The sequence below is a fragment of the Streptomyces sp. DSM 116795 genome (genome assembly GCF_055792905.1).
This window is the reverse complement of the sequence record NZ_CM147707.1, coordinates 4,988,877-5,010,408: the sequence shown is the minus strand read 5'-3', so window position 1 is coordinate 5,010,408 and position 21,532 is coordinate 4,988,877. Positions and strand designations below refer to the sequence as shown.

The following is a 21,532-nucleotide window of genomic DNA, read 5'->3' as shown; positions in this document are numbered from 1 at the left end:
CGAGCCGTGCTTCGTCGAACGCGCCACGTGTGGACCTCACTGGGGCAGGGAGCAAGACCCTTCAACCGTTGCCCGTAATGCCCGTTAAGTCCTGTTCCGTTAGACCATGCGCGTGAGCGGCAATATGACTACTGTGTGTGATGCGCTGCCTTTCGCGGTCGGTCCCGTTCCCGCACCCGTGCCGGAACGGTCACCCTCGCGTTCACTCTTACGTCCCACGGGCACCAACGCCCCGGTGGGACGCCGTGGTTGCTGGCTCCGCTCAGGCACGAACCTCTATGATCGGCACATTTCCAGCGCGGATCGCCAAGCAGCATCCCGGGCCGACCGCCCGTCCGATCCGCACGCGACGAGCCCCTCGGCGGGAGCGATTGGTGAACGGACCCCTCGAAGGACCGGGCAGGAACTCCGGCGAGAACACCGGGACTTCACCGCAGAAGATCACTCAGCGTAGCCGCACGCGAAGCGGGTGGCACGGCATGACGGAGCTGCGGAGCCGGAAGCGGGACAGCGACTTCCGGGCCGCCTTCAACGCCGCACGCCTCGCGATGGCCATCGTCGACCGCGACGGCAGGGTGGTCAGCGCCAACGACGCTCTCGGTGCTCTCCTGGGCGCCTCGCCGGAGGCCCTCGTCGCCACCTCCGTCACCGACCTCCCCTCGCTCGGCCTCGACGGAAGCGCGCTGAGGAGCGGGCTCGACGGGGACGGTCCGCGGTACCCCGTCGCCCCCCGCACGGGCGGAGACGACACCGTCCCGCCGGCCGGGACCATGCGCGAGGCGGCGCACGTGAGCTGCACACGGCGCGTGAAGAACCCCGACGGACACACCCTCTGGGCCGAGATCTCGCTCATGCCCACCGCGCACGACGGCGAGACCCTGCTGTCGGTGGCCGACGTCAGCGAGGAGCGCGACCTGCGCGACCGGCTCCGCCACCTCCAGATGCACGACCCGGTGACGCGCCTGCCCAACCGCACCCTCTTCTTCGAGCGCCTGGCGACCGCCCTGTCCGACACGGCGACCGGCCGCGTCGGCATCTGCTACCTCGACCTGGACGGGTTCAAGGCGGTCAACGACACCATGGGCCACCGCGTCGGCGACGAACTGCTCGACGCCGTGGCCCGGCGGCTCACCCAGTGCGCCGAGGACGGCGGCCAGCGGCACCTGGCGGCACGGCTCGGCGGCGACGAATTCGCACTGCTCGTCGACGGTTCCACCGGTACGGAACAGCTGACCGCCCTGGCCGACGCCACTCTGAGGGCCCTTCAGCAGCCCTTCGACCTGGGCGGGCAGCGGCTGACCGTCTCCGCCAGCATCGGCGTCGTCGAACGTGAAGCCGAAGGCACGGATCCGACGGAGCTGATGCAGGCCGCGGACACGACGCTGTACTGGGCGAAGGCCGACGGCAAGGCGCGCTGGACGCTCTTCGACCCGGAGCGCAACGCCCACCGGATGACCCGTCAGGCGCTCTCGTCCGCGCTGCGCGGCGCGGTGGAACGGGGCGAGTTCGTACTGGACTACCAGCCGATCGTCGGCTTCCACGACGACCGGCTCGTGGGCGTCGAGGCGCTGGTTCGCTGGCAGCATCCGCAGTTCGGAAAGCTCGGACCGAACCGTTTCATCGGCCTCGCCGAGGAGAACGGCGCGATCGTCCCGCTGGGCCGCTGGGTCCTGGAGGAATCGTGCCGCCAGGCGAGGAGCTGGATGCTGGGACACCCCGGCCCGCCGGTCTACGTCAGCGTGAACGTGGCCGTGCGCCAGGTGTGGGACTCGGATCTCGTCGCGGACGTCCGCGACGTGCTGGAGAGGACCGGACTGCCTTCGGGACTGCTGCAGTTGGAGCTGACGGAATCCGCGGTGATGGGTTCCGCCGGCCGTCCGCTGCAGGCGCTTCAGGCCCTGAGCGAGATGGGTGTCCGCATCGCCATCGACGACTTCGGCACCGGCTATTCGAACCTGGCGTATCTGAGCCGTCTCCCGGTGCGGCTGCTGAAGCTCGACGGCAGCTTCGTACGGGGCTTCCGCGCGGCACGGCACCCGAACCCGGCGGACGAGACCATCGTCACGGCGCTGGTACGCCTGGCACACCAGCTCGGTATGACGGTGACCGCCGAGTGCGTCGAGAACTCGGCACAGGCCGACCGCCTCCGCGGCATCGGCTGCGACACCGGGCAGGGCTGGCACTACGCCAAGCCCATGCCGGCTCACTGCATCGCGGCGCTGCTGCGCTAGCCGGCCGCGCGCCGGCCCGGGCCGGGCGCTAGGGGGTGTCCGGCGGATCCTCGCGGGCTCGCGATGCCCGGCACCGCACCTCGCTACGTTGTCGGGCTCGTCCGAATACTCCCGCCCCTGGGCTTCGCCATGGGGAACCCCAGCCCTCCGGCATGGGGGACCCCAGTATGAGAACGGCCCTCCGCCTTGCGATGCGTCCCCTGGGCCTGCGGCCCAGGGGAGGCCCCATGCACCGGACTCCCCCTGGCTTCGCCGGGAGGTGCCCCCAGCTCGCTGACCCACGAAGATCCGCCGGACATCCCCTAGTCCTTGCGTCCCGTCGCGGCCACGGTGACGCCGAGGCCGATCATGGTGAGGCCCCCGGCTCCGCCGACCAGCGCGAGCCGCTGTGGTGAGCGGGCGAACCAGCCCCGGGCGGTGGCGGCCGCAAGCCCCCACACGCTGTCGCAGACGACAGCGATGACGTTGAAGACCAGACCGAGCAGCAGCATCTGAACCGGCACCTGGCCCTGTCCGCGGCCCACGAACTGCGGCAGCACGGCGGCGAAGAACACGATCGTCTTGGGGTTGGCCACACCGACCGCGAAGCCCTCCCACAACGTGCGCATCCCGCCCTGCGCGGGTGCGTCACCGGTGAGCGCCGCATGCAGCGACCCGCGCTGCCGTATCGCCTTCACCCCGAGATACACCAGGTACGCGGCGCCCGTGAGCTTCAGCACCGTGAACGCGAGCGCTGAGCGCTCCACGAGCGACCCGATCCCCAGCGCCACGCACACCACGAGCACGTAGGCGCCGAGCGTGTTCCCCACGACCGTGGTGAGTGCGGCGCGCCGGCCCTGCGCGAGGGCGCGCCCGATCACGAATAGCACGCTGGGGCCGGGGATCACGATCAGCGCGAGGGACATCGCCGCGAAGGCCAGCAGCCGGTCGGTGGACACCATGGCGCCATGAGGCACCATCGGCCCTGCCTTCCGCCACCCCTTTTCCCGCGGGGAGGATCGGTCTCGCGGCGCGGCGACCGTCAGGGCAATCCGTACGCGTCCGCGATGAGGGCCACGGAGCGGACGCGAGCCGCCGGGGTGTGGACGTTGGCCGTGAGCATCAGTTCGTCGGCGCCGGTGCGCTTGACGAGGGCGTCGAGGCCGTCGCGTACGGCGTCGGGTGTGCCGAAGGTGACGTTGGCCAGCCAGCTGTCCACGAAGTCCCGCTCGGCCGCGCTGAACGCATACGCCTCCGCCTCCTCCGGGGAGGGGACGAGGCCGGGCCGGCCGGTGCGCAGACGCAGCATGGCGAGCGCGCCGGTGAGCACCTGGCGGCGGGCTTCCGCTTCGTCCTCCGCGGCGAGGGCGGCGGCACCGATGAGCGCATACGGCTCGTCCAGTACGGCGGAGGGGCTGAAGCTGTCGCGGTAGAGATCCAGAGCCGGCAGCGTGTTACGGGCCGAGAAGTGGTGCGCGAAGGCGAAGGGCAGCCCCAGGCGGCCCGCGAGTTCGGCGCTGAAGCCGGACGAGCCGAGCAGCCAGACCGGTGGACGGGAGACCTCGCCCTGCACCGGTCCCGGTACGGCGTGGATGCGCGAGTAGCGGTGCCCCTCGGGGAAGTCGTCGTCGAGGAAGCGGATCAACTCCGCGAGCTGCTGCGGGAATTCGTCCGCTCCCTCGCTTAGGTGCTCGGTACGGCGCAGCGCGGCGGCCGTCGCGCCGTCGGTGCCGGGCGCGCGGCCGAGGCCGAGGTCGATGCGACCGGGGGCGAGCGCCTCCAGGGTGCCGAACTGCTCGGCGATGACGAGCGGAGCGTGGTTGGGCAGCATCACACCGCCCGAGCCGAGCCGGATGCGGTCGGTGCGGGCAGCGAGGTGGGAGAGGATCACGGCCGGCGAGGAGCTGGCGACGCCGGGCATGGAGTGGTGCTCGGCGACCCAGTACCGGGTGAAGCCGCGCTGCTCGGCGAGGCGTGCCGTCTCGACGGTTGCCCGCAGCGCGTCACCGGAGCTCGATCCGACGCCGACGTTCGCCAGGTCCAGGACCGAGAGCGGGACGGGGGCCGCGCCCCTCGCCTCGCCGCGGATGCCGCCCCCGCTGTCCCTGCCGGTGCCTGCTGCGCTGCCTGTGACGTGGCCCTCTTGCACGGGTGCCGCCCTCCGCTCGCTGGTGCTGCGTCCAGCACTCGTCAACGGCGGGCGGCACCTTTCTCTTCCCGGCCGTCCTTTTACCGGCCGTTCCTCTTCCCGGTCTGCCGCGGTGCGTCAGGCCGTGAAGAGCGTGCCCAGGGCCGGGACGCGTACCGAGACGTCCAGCAGACGCAGGCCTTCCCAGGTCGTGACCTGGTTCGCGGTGAGTACGGGCTTGCCCAGCGCGTCCTCGATGTCCTCGATCCACGCGGCGGTGTGCAGGGCGGTGTCGGGAAGCAGCACGGCCTGTGCCTCCGGGTGGTCGCCGCCACGGGCGAGGGCCAGCACCTCGTCCTTGCCCCAGGTGCCGACCTCGGCCGCGGTGATGATTCCGCTGCCGCGCATCGAGACGACCTCGGTGCCCGCAGCCTTGAGGAAGGCGGTGAAGAGCTCGCCGACGTCCTCCGGGTACGTCGCGCCGATGGCGACGCGCTCCGCGCCCAGGGCCTGTACGGCGTGGGCGAACGCGAAGGAGGTGCTGGAGGCGGGGAGCCCGGCGGTGGCGGACAGCTCGCGGACCTGCGCGTGCGCGCCGTCCCAGCCGAAGACGAAGCTGGCGCTGGTGCACGCCCACACGACGGCCTGGACGTCCTGCTCCTTGACCTCCTCGACCTTCGCGGCGAGCCGCTTGGCCGAGCCCATCTCCAGCAGGGCGTCGGCGCGGTGGGCGTCCTCGCCGATGTCGGTGTGCACGAGCGGCAGCCGGACGTCCGCGCCGGCGTCCGAGAGGATTCGCTCAAGCCGCGGGTAGTCGTCCTCAGCCGAGAAGCCCGGGTAGAGGAATCCCACCGCCTGCGACTGTGCTGCCGCGTTCGCCATCTACGCCTCCTGAAGCGTCGCTGGTTGATCGGGGTGACTGCCGAGTGTCGCTCACCTCCCGCCCATACGGTCCGCGCGAGCGTTCACGCAGGGACGTACGGCGAGCGGCGGCGGGCACGGATGGGCGCCGGACACTCTGTCCGGCGCCTGTTTTTCGGGGGGGCACCCCGCCGGGGCGGGGTGCCGCATCTCACACGGGCGGCGGTCACACCGGCGGCTGGTTGCCGCCGCCCCACTCGTCCGTGTAGCCAGGGATGAAGCCCTGGTCGAATCCGTCCAGCGGCTCGCCGCTCTCGGTGCCCGCGCTCGCCAGCGCCGCCTCGGGCTCGACGGGACGGACCGCCGGCTCGGCCACCTCTGTGGACTCGACCGGCTCGACCGGCTCCTCGGGCCTGCTGACCGGCAGCGTCGCCGACGAGTTCATCGCCGCCGGACCGCGCCGGGCCACCGGGTCGACCAGCGCCTGGTACTGGCCCACCGCTTCCTTGCCGATGCGGCGCAGCGCGTCCCAGAGCGTGACCTGGTTCGCGGAGAGCACCGGCATGCGCAGTTCCGCCTCCAGTTGCGGGATGACGTCGTACGTCGGCAGGTTGGTGCAGCTGATGAAGAGGGCGTCCGGAGCGTCCCCGGCGACGGCGTCGCGCGCCATGTCCACGACGTCCCGGTAGGGCACCCGCCAGATCTCCTTGGTCAGCCCGAGATAGCTGCGGCCGGTGACCGCGATGCCGGCCTCGCCGAGGAAGTCCTCCAGCGAGTCGGTGACCGACTTCGTATAAGGGGTGACGACGGCCACGCGCCGGGCCCCGATCTCCTGGAGCGCCGCCAGCAGCGCACCGGAGGTGGTCAGCGAGGTGACCTCGCAGGCCTCCTCCATGGCCGCGGTCATGGACCGCTCGCCCGCGGCACCTCCGACGAAGCTGCCCGAAGTGCACGCGTAGGCGACCACCTCGGGGGCCACCGCATACAGCGCCTGCACGCCCTCGCGCAGGGTCTCGTGCTCACTTACGAGGCGAGCCTGGTCGAGGCTCACCTCGACCGGCACAAAAGGGGTTCGTGTGAGGTGCAGTGACACATCGTCCGGCACCCAACGCCACAGCTCCCGATCGAGTGCGAAGTCGAAGGGAGCGACAATTCCGACACCGCGTTGCGGCTGCGGTCCGCCGAGGAAGGAGACATCCATGGGTGAGCCCCAAAGAACGGAGGGGTGGCCTACGGCCAGAAAGGGAAATGAAAGCCGGTCATTAGCCGGAACGCCGGGACAGATGCCTTCATTGACGACGGTAGTTCGCGCTACCTACCGTGGTCAATCCTTGCATGTACGCCAACTTCCCGCCGCCGAGTTGAGCCATCCCGACCAGCCAACCGCCCCCTAGTTTCGAAGTGGTTTCCTGCCGATGACCGAGCCCGTACTTCTTGTCCTCGACGACGATCCGCTGCCGCGGCTCGACCGCCTCGCCGGCCGCGCCCGCGTCGTACACGCAGACGAGAAAAGCCTGGTCGAGAAGCTGCCGACGGCAGACGTACTGCTGGTGTGGGACTTCCTCTCGGACGCGGTCCGGCACGCCTGGCCGGGGGGCGGACGGCGGCCGCGGTGGGTGCACACGCCGAGTGCCGGAGTCGACCGTCTGCTGCCGGAGCTCGCGGCCTCACCTGAGACCTTGGTCACGAACGCAAGAGGGGTCTTCGACCAACCCATTGCCGAATACGTGGCAGGGCTGGTTCTAGCCATGGCCAAGGATTTCCGGGGGAGCTGGGAATTGCAGCGGCAACGTCTCTGGAGGCACCGGGAGACGAAAAGGGTCGGCGGCTCCCGTGCGGTTGTGGTCGGGTCCGGACCAATTGGCAGAACTATCGGCCGGACGATGAAGGCGCTCGGCGTCGCCGTCGACCTCGTGGGCCGCACGGAGCGGGCGGACGATCCGGACTTCGGACGTGTCCACGGCAACGCGGCGCTGGGTTCACTGCTCGCCGGAGCCGACTGGGTCGTGTGCGTCGCGCCGCTGACGGACGGGACGCGCGGGCTCTTCGACGCGGGGGCCTTCGCACAGATGAAGTCCGAAGCGCACTTCATCAACGTCGGCCGCGGTCAGCACGTGATCGAGGACGACCTCGTGGAGGCGCTCGGCGCGGGCCGGATCGCCGGCGCAGCACTGGACGTCTTCGCGGAAGAGCCGCTCGCCGGGGACAGCAGACTCTGGGACGTGCCCGGGCTCCTGGTCTCGCCGCACATGAGCGGTGACACGATCGGCTGGCGGGACGACCTCGCCGAGCAGTTCCTCGACAATTTCGACCGCTGGGAGGCCGGGGAGCCCCTGCTGAACGTGGTCGACAAGGACCTCGGTTACGTCCCCTCGACCTGAGCCCGGCAGGTACGGAGAACGGGGAGGGAAAGGGGGCACGGGCCGGCACCGATGACCGGTAGCTGTACCTGTACCTGTTCTTGCGGGCGCAGACCCGGTGCCGGGTTCCCGATCCGTGGCCGGGTCCGGCTCCGGCTCCGCGTCTGCACCCGCCTTCCCGCTCTCCGCCGTCGCCCGCTGCCCGCTGCCCGCGGCACCCGCCGCCGGCCATCCTCCGGCCACCCCGGCCACGACTCGAAAGGCTCCCATGTCGGATCTCAGCAGCCTCACCGCCGGCCGGCTCCTCGCCGGGTACAGCAACGGGGACTTCACCCCCGTCGAGGCGACCCGCGCCGTACTCGAACAGGCCGAGAAGGTGCAGCCCCATGTGAACGCCTTCGTCAGCATCCACGCCGAAGACGCCCTCGCGCAGGCGCGCGACTCGGCGGAACGCTGGCGCCGCGGCGAGCCGAAGGGCCCGCTCGACGGTGTGCCTGTGACGGTGAAGGACATCCTGCTGCTGCGCGGCCGGCCCACCCTCCGGGGCTCCTGGTCCTCCTCCACGGAAGGCGCATGGGAGGAGGACGCGCCCTCCGTGGCGCGCATGCGCGAAGCCGGCGCGGTGTTCGCAGGCAAGACCACGACGCCTGAGTTCGGCTGGAAGGGCGTCACGGACAGCCCACGGCACGGCGTCACCCGGAACCCGTACGACGTCTCCCGTACGGCCGGCGGCTCCAGCGGCGGCGGCTCGGCCGCGGTGGCCCTCGGCGCCGGGCCGCTGACGCTAGGCACCGACGCGGGCGGATCGGTGCGCATCCCGGCCGCCTTCTGCGGGATCTTCGCCCTCAAGCCGACGTACGGCAGGGTGCCGATCTATCCCGCCAGCGCCTTCGGCACCCTCGCGCACGTGGGTCCGATGACCCGGGACGCGGCCGACGCGGCGCTGCTGATGGACGTGATCTCGCAGCCGGACGCCCGCGACTGGTCCCAGCTGGCACCGCCGCAGGGCAGCTTCCGGGAGTCGGTGAAGGGCGGGGTGCGCGGGCTGCGCGTCGCGTACTCGCCGGACTTCGGCGGACGCGTCGACGTGGCCCCGGCGGTCGCCTCCGGCGTACGGCGGGCGGTTGAGCGGCTGGAGGAGCTGGGCGCGGTCGTCGAGGAGACCGATCCCGGATTCGAGGACCCGATCGAGGCCTTCCACTCCCTCTGGTTCGCCGGGGCGGCCCGCGTGACGCAGTTCTTCACCGACGAGCAGCGGGAGGCGATGGACCCCGCGCTGCGGGAGGTCTCCGAGGACGGCGCCTCGCGCAGCGCACTCGACTACCTGGCCGGGGTCGACGTCCGCATGGCGCTGGGCAAGCAGATGGGCGTCTTCCACGAGACGTACGACCTGCTGGTGACTCCGACGACACCGGGCACCGCCTTCGGTGCGGGCCTGGAGGTGCCCGAGGGCTCCGGCTACCGGCGGTGGACGGAGTGGACGCCCTTCACCTACCCCTTCAACATGACGCAGCAGCCCGCCGCCTCGGTGCCCTGCGGGCTCGACGGCGACGGGCTGCCGATGGGCGTGCAGCTCGTGGCCGCACGTCACCGGGACGATCTGGTGCTGCGGGCCTCGCACGCGCTGTACGAGGCCGGGGCCGCGGACGTACCGCCGCCCGCCCTTGCCGGGGACTGAGCGGCCGAAGACCGGCCCCGAAGCATCGTTCCTCCCCCAGAGCCTCCGGCCTGGGAGGTGGCCCCCAGCAACGGCGGTCGACCACTACGGCGAGGGTCCGGCGCTGTGACAACGACCGGAACCCGCACGTCCGGCTGATCCGTCGGAGACGAGTCGGCCTACACCCGGCGGAAGTTGAGGGTCTCGCCGAGAGCTCCCGCCCGCCACAGGTCCTGGCAGGCCTCGGCCATCGCGTCGAGGCCCTCGACGACCGAACCCCAGACGATGCCGGGCACCCATCCGGCATCGCCGTTGATCAGGAGGTTGTTCCGCTCGTAGAAGAGCGCGAGGTCGATGACGGTGGACCGGGTGGCGTGCGCGGCCTTGCCGCCCTGCTGCTCGGCCGCCGCCTCGTAGCCGTACGACGCGGTGTTCAACTGCGTGTCGGTGAAGGTGAAATAGCACAGATCACCCGGAATAGGAGTGATCGTCGGATTCTCCAGCGGCGGCTCCTCCGGAGCGAACGGCGGGATCAGCGCGTAGATCTCGTTGCGGGCGTATTTCGCGTGGTAGACGTCGCCGCCCAGGGGCAACGCGTTCCACACGGCTTCGCAGGTGATCGGGGCGCGGTCGTCGAGCAGCTTCGCTGTGCAGCTCACTCCCCGCTTGTCCAACGACACTTCAATGAACCGCTCGGCCATCGTGCCTCCGCGTCGTGCAGTGGTGGTTCGTACGTGTCAATGGTGGCGCAGCGGTCAAGCCCACAACGAGCAGGTCAAGGGCTGAAAACGATCCGCATATCTTCAGGGGGCCTGGGTAGCTGCGCGCCCATGGCTCCACCACGAGGGAACAACACCGGAAATGCCGGGAAAACCGGCAGAAGTCTGGGCCGCCGTTCGATGCTCGCGGGAGCGGCATCGCTGACGGCGCTCGGAACGCTGGGCACCACCACTGCGTGCAGCCGTGTGTCCAGCGCCAACACCGGAGACGGGGGCGATCTGCTGGAGAGACTGAAGGTACAGGGCACGGTCAAGCTCGGGATCGCCGGCGAGCAGCCCTACAGCTACATCGACACGAACGGCGAGCTGACCGGTTCCTCGCCCGCCATCGCACGGGTGATCTTCCGGCGGCTCGGCATCGAGAACGTCCAGCCGCTGCCCACCGAGTTCAACTCGCTGATCCCCGGCCTGAACTCCCAGCAGTTCGACGTGGTCGCCGCCGGCATGTACATCAACCCTGACCGGTGCCAGCAAGTGCTCTTCGCCGACCCCGAGTACGAGATGAGGGACGCCTTCATCGTCCGCAAGGGGAACCCCAAGGGCCTGCACACCTATAAGGACATCGCCGAGAAGGGCGCCAAGATGGCCACCGGCGTGGGCTACGCGGAGATCGACTACGCGGTGGACGCCGGCGTCAAGAAGGCCGAGATCAAGCTCCTCCCGGACCAGCTCGCGGGGCTGCTGGAGGTCCAGGGCGGCCGGGCCGACGTCTTCGCGGGCACGGCGATCACCGTCCGCAACGTCGTGAAGCAGTCCAAGAGCGGAAAGACGGAGTACACCGAGGACTTCGTGCCCACCCTGGACGGCGAGCCCGACCTCGGCACGGGGGCCTTCGCCTTCCGTAAGAGCGAGAGCAACCTCCGCGACGCCTTCAACGAAGAGCTGCAGAAGATGAAGAAGAGCGGTGAGCTCTTCCGCATCATGAAGCCCTTCGGGTTCGTCGAGCGGGAGATGACGACCAAGACCGCGAAGGAGCGCTGCAAATGACGGACCTTACCTGGGGTCTGTGGGAGCTGCTGCTGACGGGCGTCTGGCTGACAGTCCAGCTGACCGTCCTCAGCGCCCTGCTCGGCGCCGCCGTGGCGTTCGTGGTCGGGGCCGCACGCACCCACCGGCTGCGCTCCGTGCGCTTCATCTCCGGTGCCTACATGGAGATCTTCCGCGGCACCTCGGCCCTCGTGCTGATGTTCTGGATCTTCTTCGTGCTTCCGGTCGCCTTCGGCTGGCAGCTCGTCCCGATGTGGGCGGCGGTCCTGGCACTCGGCCTGTCCTACGGCGCGTACGGATCGGAGATCGTGCGCGGAGCGCTCGCGGCCGTGGCCCCGGCGCAGCAGGAGGCGGGCATCGCGCTCAGCTTCAGCCCGTGGCAGCGGCTCACCAAGATCGTGCTGCCGCAGGCGTGGCCGGAGATGATCCCGCCGGCCAACAACCTGCTGATCGAGCTGCTCAAGGGCACGGCCCTGGTCTCGATCATGGGCGTTGCGGACATCACCTTCGGTGCCTCGCTGGTGCGCAACGCGACCGGGCAGAGCGCCCCCGTCTACACGATCGTCCTGGTGATGTACTTCGTGCTCGCCTTCGTCCTCACGCGAGGGATGCGCGTACTGGAGCGGCATGCCAAGGCAGGTGTCGGTCAGGCACCTCCCGCAAGGAGCTTCGGCGTACGGCGCCAGGTCACCGTGCCGCGTCAGGCCGACGCCTCCCGTGACGTTCCCACCGCCGGAGGTGCCTCATGAGCTGGGACTGGTCCGCAGTCAGCGAATTCATGCCGCGCCTCTGGGACGGCGTACTGCTCACCCTCCAGGCGCTGGTGCTGGGATCGCTCATCGCGTTCGCGCTGGGTCTGGTCTGGGCACTGGCCCAGCGGTCGAGCCTGAAGATCGTGAGCTGGCCCGTCACGGCCGTCACGGAGTTCATCCGCAACACTCCGCTGCTGGTGCAGCTGTTCTTCCTCTACTTCGTACTGCCCGAGTGGAACATCACCCTCACAGCGCTGGTGGCCGGCGTCGTCGGCCTCGGGCTGCACTACTCGACGTACACGGCTGAGGTCTACCGCGCCGGCATCGACGGTGTGCCCGTCGGGCAGTGGGAGGCGTGCACCGCGCTCAGCCTGCCGCGTACCCGCACCTGGAGTGCGGTGATCCTGCCGCAGGCGATCCGTCGCGTGGTGCCCGCACTGGGCAACTACGTCATCGCGATGCTGAAGGACTCGCCGATGATCGCGATCATCGGCGCACTCGAAATGCTGGGCCAGGCCCGGCAGTTCAGTGCCGAGACCTTCCAGCCGACGGAACCGATCACGGTCATCGGCATCGTCTTCATCCTGATCGCATACCCGGCATCCCTGCTGATGAGAGCCCTGGAGCGTCGACTTGTCCACTGAGAGCAGCACTTCGAAGGAAACCAAGAACCCGGCCGTCGACGGCAGTGAGCTCATCGAGTTCAAGGACGTCACCAAGCGGTTCGGGAGCAACGTCGTACTCGACAACCTGTGTTTCGACGTCTCGTCCGGCAAACACGTCACTCTCATCGGCCCTTCGGGATCCGGCAAGACCACGATCCTCCGGCTGCTGATGACACTGGTGAAGCCGGAGGAAGGCACGATCAAGGTCGCCGGCGAGTACCTCACACACGAGAAGAAGGACGGGAAGCTGGTACCGGCGGGCGAGCGCCACTCCCGCGAGGTGCGCAAGAACATCGGCATGGTGTTCCAGCAGTTCAACCTCTTCCCCAACATGAAGGTGCTGCGGAACATCACCGAGGCACCCGTCCATGTGCTCGGCCTGTCCAAGGACGAGGCGGAGCAGCGCGCACGCGAGCTGCTCGAACTGGTCGGCCTGACCGAGCACATCGACAAGTACCCGAGCCAGCTCTCCGGCGGCCAGCAGCAGCGTGTGGCCATCGCCCGCGCGCTCGCCATGCGTCCGCAGGTGCTGCTGCTGGACGAGGTCACCTCGGCTCTCGACCCGGAGCTGGTGGCGGGTGTGCTGGACGTCCTGCGGGACATCGCGCACACCACGGACATCACGATGCTGTGCGTCACGCATGAGATGAACTTCGCGCGTGACATCTCGGACGACGTGCTGATGTTCGACGAGGGCCGGGTCATCGAGTCGGGTTCGCCGGAGAAGATCTTCAGCGAGCCGGAGCACGAGCGTACGAGGGAGTTCCTGAGCGCCGTTCTGTAGCGCGGTGGCGCCTGGCGGCGCAGCGCAGCCCTGGGGCCGCACCCGGTGTTCGGGTGCGGCCCCGTGTGCGTGGGTGCGGGTTCGCCTCGGGGTGTGTTCGTGGTGGCGGGGGCGTGCCGTTCCGGCGGCGGCTCCGGGAAGGCATGATTTTCCTCCCTGTACCGGTACGGGCCTTTGTGCTGCCTCCCATGTGCCGGTCCGCAAATCCTGCTTGAGTTCCCGGAACCACCGCCTCCACGTCCCACCCCCTCCGGTCCCCGATGGCGACTTTCCCCCGGTGACCCCAGTGAGTCACTTCCTCCCTACCCGGCCGGTCCCAGTGGGCAGGTGCCCAACAGGCCCCTGCTGAGGGGCACTTGCGGCCCGCAGGCACGTACACCTGTTGGCAGGTCCGCATGGCAGTGGCCTCGTGCTGCGTAGTGGCCACGGCGGGAGAGCCGCCGACGTGCGGGAGCGGGCGGGACGCGCAGGGAGGCACGTCCGGACACTCAAGCGTGATTTGCGGACCGGCATATGAAGGGCAGCACACAGGCCCGTACCAGTGCAGGGAGGGAAATCATGCCGTCCGGACTGGCTCCCGGAGCGGCACGCCCCCGGCACACACCACGCACCCCGAGGCGAACCGCGGCAAGCCCCGCGCGCCAGCGCGAGTTCGCATATGCCAAATAGGCGCAACCAGCCCCTCCGCCCGACCTGTTGACCGCTATCGTGAGAAGCGGACGTGACCGGACGCGACGGTCACGACGCAAACGGTCACACCTCCAGGGAGGCCCGTCGTGGCGCTGAAGCCGGAGCACACCGCACCGTTCCACTCAGTGCGGTACGCGCTGCGTGTGCTCGAGGCGATCGCGGCGCACCGCGACGGCGTCACCGAGGCGGATCTCGCACGGGAGACGGGGCTGCCTCCGGGCCACCTCGCGCACCTGCTGGCGATGCTCTGCAGGGAGACGTACGCGGAACAGCTCTCGGACGGAAGCTATGTCGTAGGCGAGTCGCTGGTGCTGCTCGGCTCCGGCGGCGACCGCGAACGGGCCCTGGACGAACGCCTCCAGCGCACCCTCGCCGATCTGCGCGACACTCTCGGCGCCGCCGTCTACCTCAGCCGCTACAAGGAGGGCGAGCTGGAGGTCACCGGGTACGCGGACAGTCCGATGACGCCCGCCGTCAACGAATGGGTCGATTTCCGCTCGGCGCTGCACGCGACGGCGATCGGAAAGTGCCTGCTGGGCCAGCTCGACCACAACGGCCGCATGGACCATCTCTCCCGGCACCGGACGGCACGTCTCACCTCCCGCACGATCACGGACGAGACCCTGCTGCTGAACACGCTCGACCGGCAGCCGCCGACCGTGCCCGTACTGGATCTGCAGGAGTACGCGGTGGGCACGGTGTGTGCGGCGGTACCCGTCACGGCCGGGTCGTCGGTGGGATGTCTCGCGCTGTCGCTGCCCGTCGAGCACGCGCACCGGCTGCGTCAGGCGGCGGAGACGCTCAGCCGCCGGGCGGCTCCGGTGATGCTGTCGCTCGCCATTTGAACGTCTGCTTGCCATTTGATCATGGTCATGAGCACCCCTTCGAAGGGGGTAGTATTTCCCGCGTCGGTCTGCGAAGGCCGACGGGCGCCGTTAGCTCAGTTGGTTAGAGCAGCTGACTCTTAATCAGCGGGTCCGGGGTTCGAGTCCCTGACGGCGTACAGCGCAAGACCGGAAGCCCTCCGCATGAGCGGGGGGCTTCCGGCGTTTCCGCTCCCCGCTCTCTCCGCGCTCCCTTCTCCGTCGCTGCTCATGGCGCCGCCGGGGCCATGAGCCCACGACGTACGGAAAATTGGTCTGGACATGGCTGGATGAGCACGCTACATTCGCCGTCTGGTCTAGACCGTTGGACGTCATGTGCGCACTCCCCCCCACGATCAATTGGAGAGACATGCGCAAGAGGATCGCAACAGCCGTCGTAGCACTGGGACTTGGCGGCACCGCCATGCTCTTCGCCGGTGGCTCGGCACAGGGCCACGGCTTCAGTACCGACCCCTCCAGCCGTCAGGCGAACTGCGCCGACGGCAAGGTCACCGACTGCGGCGCCATCGAACATGAGCCACAGAGCGTCGAGGGCCCGAAGGGCTTCCCCGAGGCCGGTCCTGAGGACGGCACCATCTGCGCCGGCGGCAACGACAGCTTCAAGGAGCTCGACGATCCGCGCGGCGGCGACTGGCCGGCCACCGAGCTCAAGGCGGGCGCGGACCACACCTTCAAGTGGTCGATGACGGCGCGGCATTCGACGACGGACTTCCAGTTCTTCGTCACCAAGGACGGCTGGGACCCGTCCAAGAAGCTCACCCGCGATGACCTGGAGGCGAAGCCGTTCCTCAAGGTGGACATGAACGGCGAGCAGCCCCCGGCCGAGTGGACCGGCAAGGGCAAGCTGCCGGAGGGCAAGTCGGGCAAGCACCTGATCCTGGGCGTGTGGAACATCGCCGACACGGCGAACGCCTTCTACTCCTGCGCCGACGTGAAGTTCTGAGCCCGCGGGCCGCGTGACCCCGCGACATCCCCGCAGGACCCACGGGGAGCCACGGGACCCGAATTCCCGTACGGCCCCCGGAGGGAGGGTCCTGGCCCGGCCGTGCACCGCGACGGCCGGGCCGGGCCCCGACCCGGACCCGGCCCGGCTCTCGGACGCGACCCGGCAACGCCCCGTCTCCACGGCCACGCCGCGTGGCGCACCCGGATCCGATCCGACAGACTCCTTCCATGCACCCCGCCACCCTCACCAGCAGGGCACTCGGCCGCGCCCTCGTCTCACGTCAACTGCTCGCCGAGCGCGAGGGGATGACCGCGCTGGAGGCTGTCGAGCATCTGGTCGGCATGCAGGCGCAGGCGCCCAAGCCGCCCTACTTCGGGCTCTGGTCACGACTGGCGGACTTCCGCGCCGAGGAGCTGTCCGCCCTGCTGCGCGACCGGCACGCGGTGCGTGTCAGCGTCATGCGCGGCACGGTCCATCTGGTGAGCGCCGCGGACTGCCTGCAGCTTCGGCCGCTGACCCGCGTGCTGTACGAGCGTCTGATGCGCGCCAGCCACGCCAAGCGCCTTGCGGACCTCGACCCGTGGGACGTCGCCGACGCCGCACTGACCTTGCTGCGCCAGGAACCGCGCACGGCTCGCGACCTGGGACGTCTGCTCGGCGAGCGCTGGCCGGACCATGACCCGGAGGCGCTCTCGCGGGCGGCGCGTGCGCTGTGCGACGTGGTGCAGATCCCGCCGCGCGGGCTCTGGGGGCGCTCCGGGCAGCCGACGTACGTACCCGTCGAGCAGTGGCTGGGGCGGCCGTTGGCGACCGAGCCGGGCGTCGAGACCGTACTGCTGCGCTATCTGGGCGCGTTCGGGCCCGCGTCCGTCATGGACGCGCAGACCTGGTCGGGACTGACGCGGCTGGGCGAGGTCATGGAGCGGCTCCGTCCGCAGCTGCGCGTCTTCCGGAGCGAAAGCGGCAGGGAGCTGTTCGACCTGCCCGACGCGCCGCGCCCCGACCCCGAACTGCCGCTGCCGGCGCGCTTCGTCGCCGAGTACGACAACCTCATCCTGTCCCACGCGGACCGTACGCGCGTGATCAGTGACGCCACCCGCAAGCTCATCGCGAGCCGCAACGGCCAGGTGCCCGGCACCGTACTGCTGGACGGCGAGGTGCGCGGCATGTGGAAGGTGGAGCAGCGGCGGAAGACGGCGGTGACCCTCACCGTCACCCCCTTCCACCGCAGGCTGACCGCCGACGAGGAGCGGGAGCTGGCGGCCGAGGGCGAGCGGCTGCTGGCGTTCGCCCTGCACGGCGGCGAGGAGGACCGAACGCCCCCCGGAACGGAGGAGTTCACCGTAGTCTTCGCCGACACGGCGGTCTGACGGGGGCGGAGCGCGAGGGACGCCGGGCCCGCGAACTTACTCACAGACCACACACAAGGCGTCCATTTCGATGACACCTCCGTCACAGAGAACTCGGAATTCACGTCGCTATCCGGACGAACTGCCCCTTTTCGCCCTTGCGTTCGGGCCTGTAGTCGGAGAACCTACCGACGTCTACGGCCGACGTGCGGCTCAGCGAACCGACGGCCGGCGAGCGGGCGCGCGCTGCGGGGCACGGCCAAGCCCACGGGCCGCGCCCGAAGAGCCGCCCGGACGGCAAACCGAGTCCTCTCCGTGGAACCGGGCGTCGCCCGCCCGCAGTCTCTGTACGAAGCAGCCGACGCCTGCCGCGCGGGGGCCGCGGGAAAGACGCGGGAAGTACGACCACACGCAGCCTGCTGCGTTCAGGGGGAATGACCCATGACCTCGACCGGGCCCGGTGACCGAGCGCCGGAACACGTGCAGGCCGCCGACGACGACCCGTCACGGACCACGCAACTGCGCATTCCCGCGCACGTCAGACAGAGAGCCAGAGGCACACTCGGCCGCGGGCTGCGCTGGACGCCCAAAGAGCTGCCGCGCTACGACTACGAGCACTACAGCCGCCTCGCCGGTCCGCTCAGACAGCCCGACAAGGACAGGCCCTACCGCGTCGCCTACCGCAGTCTGCTCTCCGACGAGCCGCACCGAATACGCGCCGCCACCCTGCTCTGCCTGGCACCGCTGCTCTCGGCCGGGCTGCTGGTGTGGCTGATGCAGCCGCAGCACTGGACGCGGCGCGACGACGGCGCCGTCTCCGACCTGGTGCTCAAGCTCGACATCGTGATGCTGGTCTCGATCGGCCTCATCGAGCTCTTCCGTACGCTCAACGTCCTCTCCAACGCGCACGCCACGCTCGTCGCACGCGACCCCGTGCCCGTGGTGCCGGAGTCCGGCACCCGCGTCGCCTTCCTCACCTCCTTCGTTCCCGGCAAGGAACCGATCGAGATGGTGACGAAGACCCTCGAAGCGGCGGTGAAGATACGCCACCGCGGCCTGCTGCACATATGGCTCCTCGACGAGGGCGACGACCCGGAGGTCAAAGAGGTCTGCCGCCGCCTGGGCGTGCACCACTTCACGCGCAAGGGCGTCCCCCGCTGGAACAAGAAGAAGGGCCCGCACCGGGCGAAGACCAAGCACGGCAACTACAACGCCTGGCTCGCCGCGCACGGCGACCACTACGACTACTTCGCGTCCGTCGACACCGACCACGTGCCGCTGCCCAACTACCTGGAGCGGATGCTCGGTTACTTCCGCGACCCGGACGTCGGCTTCGTCATCGGCCCGCAGGTCTACGGCAACTACGACAACTTCGTCACCAAGGCCGCGGAGAGCCAGCAGTTCCTCTTCCACGCGCTCATCCAGCGCGCCGGAAACCGCTACCACGCGCCCATGTTCGTCGGCACCAGCAATGCCGTACGCATCAAGGCCATCAAGGGCATCGGCGGCCTGTACGACTCCATCACGGAGGACATGGCCACCGGCTTCGAGATGCACCGCGCCAGGAACCCGGAGACCGGCCGGAAATGGCGGTCGGTCTACACCCCGGACGTCCTCGCCGTCGGCGAAGGCCCCAACGCCTGGACGGACTTCTTCACCCAGCAGCTGCGCTGGTCACGCGGCACGTACGAGACGATACTCAAGCAGTACTGGCGGGGCCTGTTCACTCTGCCGCCCGGCAAGCTCTTCAACTACACGATGCTGATGATCTTCTACCCGATCTCGGCACTCAACTGGATACTGGCGGCGCTGAGTTGTGCGCTCTTCCTGGGCCTGGGCGCCTCCGGCGTGCAGATCGACCCGACCATCTGGATGGCCCTGTACGGCAACGCCTCCGCGCTGCAGATCGGCCTGTACGTCTGGAACCGGCGGCACAACGTCTCCCCCCACGAGCCGGAGGGCTCCGGCGGCCTCGCCGGCATGCTGATGTCCGCGCTCTCCGCACCGATCTACGCCCGTTCCCTCTTCGACACCGTGCTGCGCCGCAAGAGCAAGTTCGTGGTGACCCCCAAGGGCGACTCCGCCAGCCCGGACACCCTCTTCGGCACCTTCCGCATCCACCTCTTCTTCATCCTCGTCTTCGGCGGCTCGCTGGGCGGATCGTTCTACCTGGGCCACGACCACCCCGCCATGATCACCTGGGCCGCGCTGGCCCTGCTGATCACCGCCGCGCCGATCGTCGGCTGGCGCTCCACCGTCCGCGCGGAGAAGAAGAAGCGGAAACAGCGCAGGCACCGGCACCGGCAGGGCGGCCCGTTGCCGCCGCCGCCCGACCCGGCGAACGGGGGCGGCCAGGTGTCCGCGACGCAGCAGCCCGTACCACTGCAGACCGCCCCTGGGGGACGTGAAAGATGAAGTTCCGACCGAGCCGGCGCACGCGCCGCACAGCGATAGGCGCGGCCGTGGTGCTGGTGATCGCGGGGTTCAACGGGCCCGCGCTCTACGGCATAGCCTCCGAGAAGTACCACGACTACAAGATCAACCAGCCCGAGTACAAGGCGGAGAACGGTCATTGGAAGGCCGTCCAGGTGCCCGAGAAGTACCGGATCAACACGATTCACGCCGCGCTGCTGCACACCGGGAAGGTGCTGCTGGTGGCCGGTTCCGGCAACGACGCCAAGCAGTTCAACGCGAAGACGTTCCGTACGGTCCTGTGGGACCCGGTGAAGAACACCTTCAAGAACATCCCCACGCCCAACGACCTCTTCTGCGCCGGGCACACCCAACTGCCCGACGGCAAGCTGCTCGTGGCGGGCGGGACACGCCGGTACGAGAAGCTCGGCGGCGACGTGAAGAAGGCCGGCGGCCTGATGATCATCCACAACGAGAACCCGGACCGCGCCAAGACCGTCAAGGCGGGCACCCGCTTCACCGGCCGTAAGAACGGCAAGAGCTTCGAGGCCAAGGACTCCGTCCTGGTGCCTCGCGCCAAGAAGAAGGTGAACCCCGCCACGGGCAAGGTCGAGGTGACCCCCAGCGTCGCCCGCGTGTACGTGGAAGCCATCAAGCGCGGCAAGAAGTACCAGACCGGCACCGAGGACAACTACCGCCTGAGCGGGCTGCGCGGCGCCGAGCGCAAGAACATCTACGGCATCGCCCAGAAGCTCTCCTTCGACAAGAAGGACTTCCAGGGGATCAAGGACACCTACGAGTTCGACCCGGTCGCCGAGCGCTACCTCAAGACCGACTTCATGGACGAGGCCCGCTGGTACCCGACGCTGACCACCCTGGAGGACGGCAAGGTCCTCTCGGTCTCCGGCCTGGACGACATCGGCCAGGTCGTCCCCGGCAAGAACGAGATCTACGACCCGCAGACGAAGAAGTGGGAGTTCCTGCCCCGCAAGCGGTTCTTCCCCACCTACCCGGCGCTGCATCTCACCGACGACAACAAGATCTTCTACTCCGGCGCCAACGCCGGCTACGGCCCCGCCGACAAGGGCCGCATCCCCGGGCTGTGGGACCTGGAGACCAACGGCTTCCGCAAGATCCCCGGCATGAGCGACCCGGACAAGCTGGAGACCGCGATGTCCGTGCCGCTGCCGCCCACCCAGAGCCGCAAGTTCATGGTCCTCGGAGGCGGCGGCGTCGGCGAGTCGAAGAAGGCCAGCGAGAAGACCCGCATCGTGGATCTGAAGGACCCCGAGCCGCGCTTCCAGGACGGGCCCGACCTGTACGCGAAGGCCCGTTACCCCAGCAGCGTCATCCTGCCGAACGACAAGGTGCTGACGACGAACGGCTCCGGCGACTACCGCGGCCGCAGCGAGAGCAACATCCTCAAGGCCGAGATATACAACCCGGCGGACAACACCAAGAAGCCCGTCGCCGACCCGATCGTCGGGCGCAACTACCACTCCGGCGCGCTGCTGCTGCCCGACGGGCGCGTGATGACCTTCGGCTCCGACTCGCTCTTCTCCGACGAGGCCAACACCAAGCCCGGCAAGTTCGAGCAGCAGATCGACATCTACACCCCGCCGTACCTCCACACGAAGGGCGAGCGGCCCGAGCTCGAGAACACCGGCCGGGGTGAGCAGACCGCACGGCTGGGCGGCACGGCCTCGTTCAGCAGCAAGGACGCAGGCTCCATCAAGAAGATGCGGCTGATCAGGCCGAGTTCGTTCACGCACGTCACCAACGTCGAGCAGTCCTCCGTCGCGCTGAAGTTCAAGAAGAGCGCGGACGGCGTGACGGTGAAGCTGCCCGAGGACCCGTCCCTGGTGCCGCCCGGCTGGTGGATGGTGACGGCGGTCGACGACGAGGGCAAGCCGTCGAAGTCGGTGTGGCTGAAGGTGCCCCGCACGGCGACCGCGCAGGCCCCCACGACGACGCCGCTGTCCCCGCCGTAGGAAGGTCGTCCGTCCACGCCGTGCGCTCCCGCAGCATCGTCCCTGCGGGAGGGGCGGCGTGGACGGTGCTTGAGCAC

Annotated in this window: 17 protein-coding genes and 1 tRNA gene; 13 read left to right on the top strand and 5 right to left on the bottom strand. The window is 69.4% G+C overall.

The features are described 5' to 3' along the window. The first annotated feature begins 479 nt into the window (after positions 1 to 479). Entirely contained in the window at positions 480 to 2,231 is a 1,752-nt protein-coding gene (locus ACSMXX_RS21610) for a putative bifunctional diguanylate cyclase/phosphodiesterase (RefSeq protein ID WP_473180346.1), read from the top strand. 302 nt (positions 2,232 to 2,533) lie between these two features. Here the strand turns inward: ACSMXX_RS21610 and ACSMXX_RS21605 are convergent, their stop codons facing one another. From ACSMXX_RS21605 to ACSMXX_RS21590, 4 genes are all read right to left on the bottom strand, one after another. Next, positions 2,534 to 3,172: a LysE family translocator gene (locus ACSMXX_RS21605; protein WP_473184901.1), complete on the bottom strand. Its 639-nt coding sequence runs from the start codon at positions 3,170 to 3,172 to the stop codon at positions 2,534 to 2,536. An 80-nt stretch (positions 3,173 to 3,252) separates the two neighbouring features. Beyond that, on the bottom strand, positions 3,253 to 4,359 hold the full coding sequence (locus ACSMXX_RS21600) for an LLM class flavin-dependent oxidoreductase (RefSeq protein WP_473184900.1): 1,107 nt from the start codon (positions 4,357 to 4,359) through the stop codon (positions 3,253 to 3,255). Between the two features lie 117 nt (positions 4,360 to 4,476). After that, positions 4,477 to 5,220: a maleate cis-trans isomerase family protein gene (locus tag ACSMXX_RS21595; protein ID WP_473180345.1), complete on the bottom strand. Its 744-nt coding sequence runs from the start codon at positions 5,218 to 5,220 to the stop codon at positions 4,477 to 4,479. Between the two features lie 205 nt (positions 5,221 to 5,425). Continuing rightward, positions 5,426 to 6,400: a maleate cis-trans isomerase family protein gene (locus tag ACSMXX_RS21590; RefSeq protein WP_473180344.1), complete on the bottom strand. Its 975-nt coding sequence runs from the start codon at positions 6,398 to 6,400 to the stop codon at positions 5,426 to 5,428. Positions 6,401 to 6,614: 214 nt separating this feature from the next. Between ACSMXX_RS21590 and ACSMXX_RS21585 the strand changes: the two genes are divergently transcribed. Next, on the top strand, positions 6,615 to 7,580 hold the full coding sequence (locus tag ACSMXX_RS21585) for a D-2-hydroxyacid dehydrogenase (protein ID WP_473180343.1): 966 nt from the start codon (positions 6,615 to 6,617) through the stop codon (positions 7,578 to 7,580). 247 nt (positions 7,581 to 7,827) lie between these two features. Continuing rightward, positions 7,828 to 9,237, top strand: a complete 1,410-nt coding sequence (locus tag ACSMXX_RS21580; protein ID WP_473180342.1) for an amidase — start codon at positions 7,828 to 7,830, stop codon at positions 9,235 to 9,237. A gap of 158 nt (positions 9,238 to 9,395) precedes the next feature. Here the strand turns inward: ACSMXX_RS21580 and ACSMXX_RS21575 are convergent, their stop codons facing one another. After that, on the bottom strand, positions 9,396 to 9,917 hold the full coding sequence (locus tag ACSMXX_RS21575) for a DUF3830 family protein (protein ID WP_473180341.1): 522 nt from the start codon (positions 9,915 to 9,917) through the stop codon (positions 9,396 to 9,398). 129 nt (positions 9,918 to 10,046) lie between these two features. Here ACSMXX_RS21575 and ehuB point away from each other — a divergent pair, with 129 nt between their 5' ends. The 10 genes from ehuB to glxA all read left to right on the top strand — a co-directional run bounded on the left by ehuB (position 10,047) and on the right by glxA (position 21,455). Then, complete coding sequence (gene ehuB, locus ACSMXX_RS21570; RefSeq protein WP_473180340.1) at positions 10,047 to 10,982, top strand: ectoine/hydroxyectoine ABC transporter substrate-binding protein EhuB; 936 nt, start codon at positions 10,047 to 10,049, stop codon at positions 10,980 to 10,982. Next, complete coding sequence (gene ehuC / locus ACSMXX_RS21565; protein WP_473180339.1) at positions 10,979 to 11,731, top strand: ectoine/hydroxyectoine ABC transporter permease subunit EhuC; 753 nt, start codon at positions 10,979 to 10,981, stop codon at positions 11,729 to 11,731. The genes ehuB and ehuC overlap by 4 nt, the downstream gene beginning before the upstream one ends. After that, positions 11,728 to 12,378: an ectoine/hydroxyectoine ABC transporter permease subunit EhuD gene (ehuD, locus tag ACSMXX_RS21560; RefSeq protein ID WP_473180338.1), complete on the top strand. Its 651-nt coding sequence runs from the start codon at positions 11,728 to 11,730 to the stop codon at positions 12,376 to 12,378. Before ehuC ends, ehuD begins: the two co-directional genes overlap by 4 nt. Next, positions 12,368 to 13,183, top strand: a complete 816-nt coding sequence (ehuA, locus tag ACSMXX_RS21555; RefSeq protein WP_473180337.1) for an ectoine/hydroxyectoine ABC transporter ATP-binding protein EhuA — start codon at positions 12,368 to 12,370, stop codon at positions 13,181 to 13,183. Before ehuD ends, ehuA begins: the two co-directional genes overlap by 11 nt. 776 nt (positions 13,184 to 13,959) lie before the next feature. Continuing rightward, positions 13,960 to 14,718: an IclR family transcriptional regulator gene (locus tag ACSMXX_RS21550; RefSeq protein ID WP_473180336.1), complete on the top strand. Its 759-nt coding sequence runs from the start codon at positions 13,960 to 13,962 to the stop codon at positions 14,716 to 14,718. 84 nt (positions 14,719 to 14,802) lie between these two features. Continuing rightward, positions 14,803 to 14,876: transfer RNA gene (locus ACSMXX_RS21545), tRNA-Lys, on the top strand. A 230-nt stretch (positions 14,877 to 15,106) separates the two neighbouring features. After that, positions 15,107 to 15,700: a lytic polysaccharide monooxygenase auxiliary activity family 9 protein gene (locus ACSMXX_RS21540; protein WP_473180335.1), complete on the top strand. Its 594-nt coding sequence runs from the start codon at positions 15,107 to 15,109 to the stop codon at positions 15,698 to 15,700. Between the two features lie 230 nt (positions 15,701 to 15,930). Continuing rightward, positions 15,931 to 17,073, top strand: coding sequence for a winged helix DNA-binding domain-containing protein (locus ACSMXX_RS21535; protein ID WP_473180334.1), 1,143 nt, complete (start codon positions 15,931 to 15,933; stop codon positions 17,071 to 17,073). Between the two features lie 420 nt (positions 17,074 to 17,493). Beyond that, a complete protein-coding gene (locus ACSMXX_RS21530; protein WP_473180333.1) occupies positions 17,494 to 19,467 on the top strand; it encodes a glycosyltransferase family 2 protein in 1,974 nt (657 codons plus the stop codon). Beyond that, entirely contained in the window at positions 19,464 to 21,455 is a 1,992-nt protein-coding gene (gene glxA / locus ACSMXX_RS21525) for a radical copper oxidase GlxA (RefSeq protein ID WP_473180332.1), read from the top strand. The genes ACSMXX_RS21530 and glxA overlap by 4 nt, the downstream gene beginning before the upstream one ends. The last annotated feature ends 77 nt before the right edge of the window (positions 21,456 to 21,532 follow it).

Coding starts and splice junctions, on each gene's coding strand:
- ehuD (WP_473180338.1), top strand. CDS start 11,728: ATGAGCTGGGACTGGTCCGCAGTCAGCGAATTCATGCCGCGCCTCTGG.
- ehuC (WP_473180339.1), top strand. CDS start 10,979: ATGACGGACCTTACCTGGGGTCTGTGGGAGCTGCTGCTGACGGGCGTC.
- ACSMXX_RS21590 (WP_473180344.1), bottom strand. CDS start 6,400: ATGGATGTCTCCTTCCTCGGCGGACCGCAGCCGCAACGCGGTGTCGGA.
- ACSMXX_RS21535 (WP_473180334.1), top strand. CDS start 15,931: ATGCACCCCGCCACCCTCACCAGCAGGGCACTCGGCCGCGCCCTCGTC.
- ACSMXX_RS21575 (WP_473180341.1), bottom strand. CDS start 9,917: ATGGCCGAGCGGTTCATTGAAGTGTCGTTGGACAAGCGGGGAGTGAGC.
- ACSMXX_RS21540 (WP_473180335.1), top strand. CDS start 15,107: ATGCGCAAGAGGATCGCAACAGCCGTCGTAGCACTGGGACTTGGCGGC.
- ACSMXX_RS21595 (WP_473180345.1), bottom strand. CDS start 5,220: ATGGCGAACGCGGCAGCACAGTCGCAGGCGGTGGGATTCCTCTACCCG.
- glxA (WP_473180332.1), top strand. CDS start 19,464: ATGAAGTTCCGACCGAGCCGGCGCACGCGCCGCACAGCGATAGGCGCG.
- ACSMXX_RS21605 (WP_473184901.1), bottom strand. CDS start 3,172: ATGGTGTCCACCGACCGGCTGCTGGCCTTCGCGGCGATGTCCCTCGCG.
- ACSMXX_RS21585 (WP_473180343.1), top strand. CDS start 6,615: ATGACCGAGCCCGTACTTCTTGTCCTCGACGACGATCCGCTGCCGCGG.
- ehuB (WP_473180340.1), top strand. CDS start 10,047: ATGGCTCCACCACGAGGGAACAACACCGGAAATGCCGGGAAAACCGGC.
- ACSMXX_RS21530 (WP_473180333.1), top strand. CDS start 17,494: ATGACCTCGACCGGGCCCGGTGACCGAGCGCCGGAACACGTGCAGGCC.
- ACSMXX_RS21610 (WP_473180346.1), top strand. CDS start 480: ATGACGGAGCTGCGGAGCCGGAAGCGGGACAGCGACTTCCGGGCCGCC.
- ACSMXX_RS21580 (WP_473180342.1), top strand. CDS start 7,828: ATGTCGGATCTCAGCAGCCTCACCGCCGGCCGGCTCCTCGCCGGGTAC.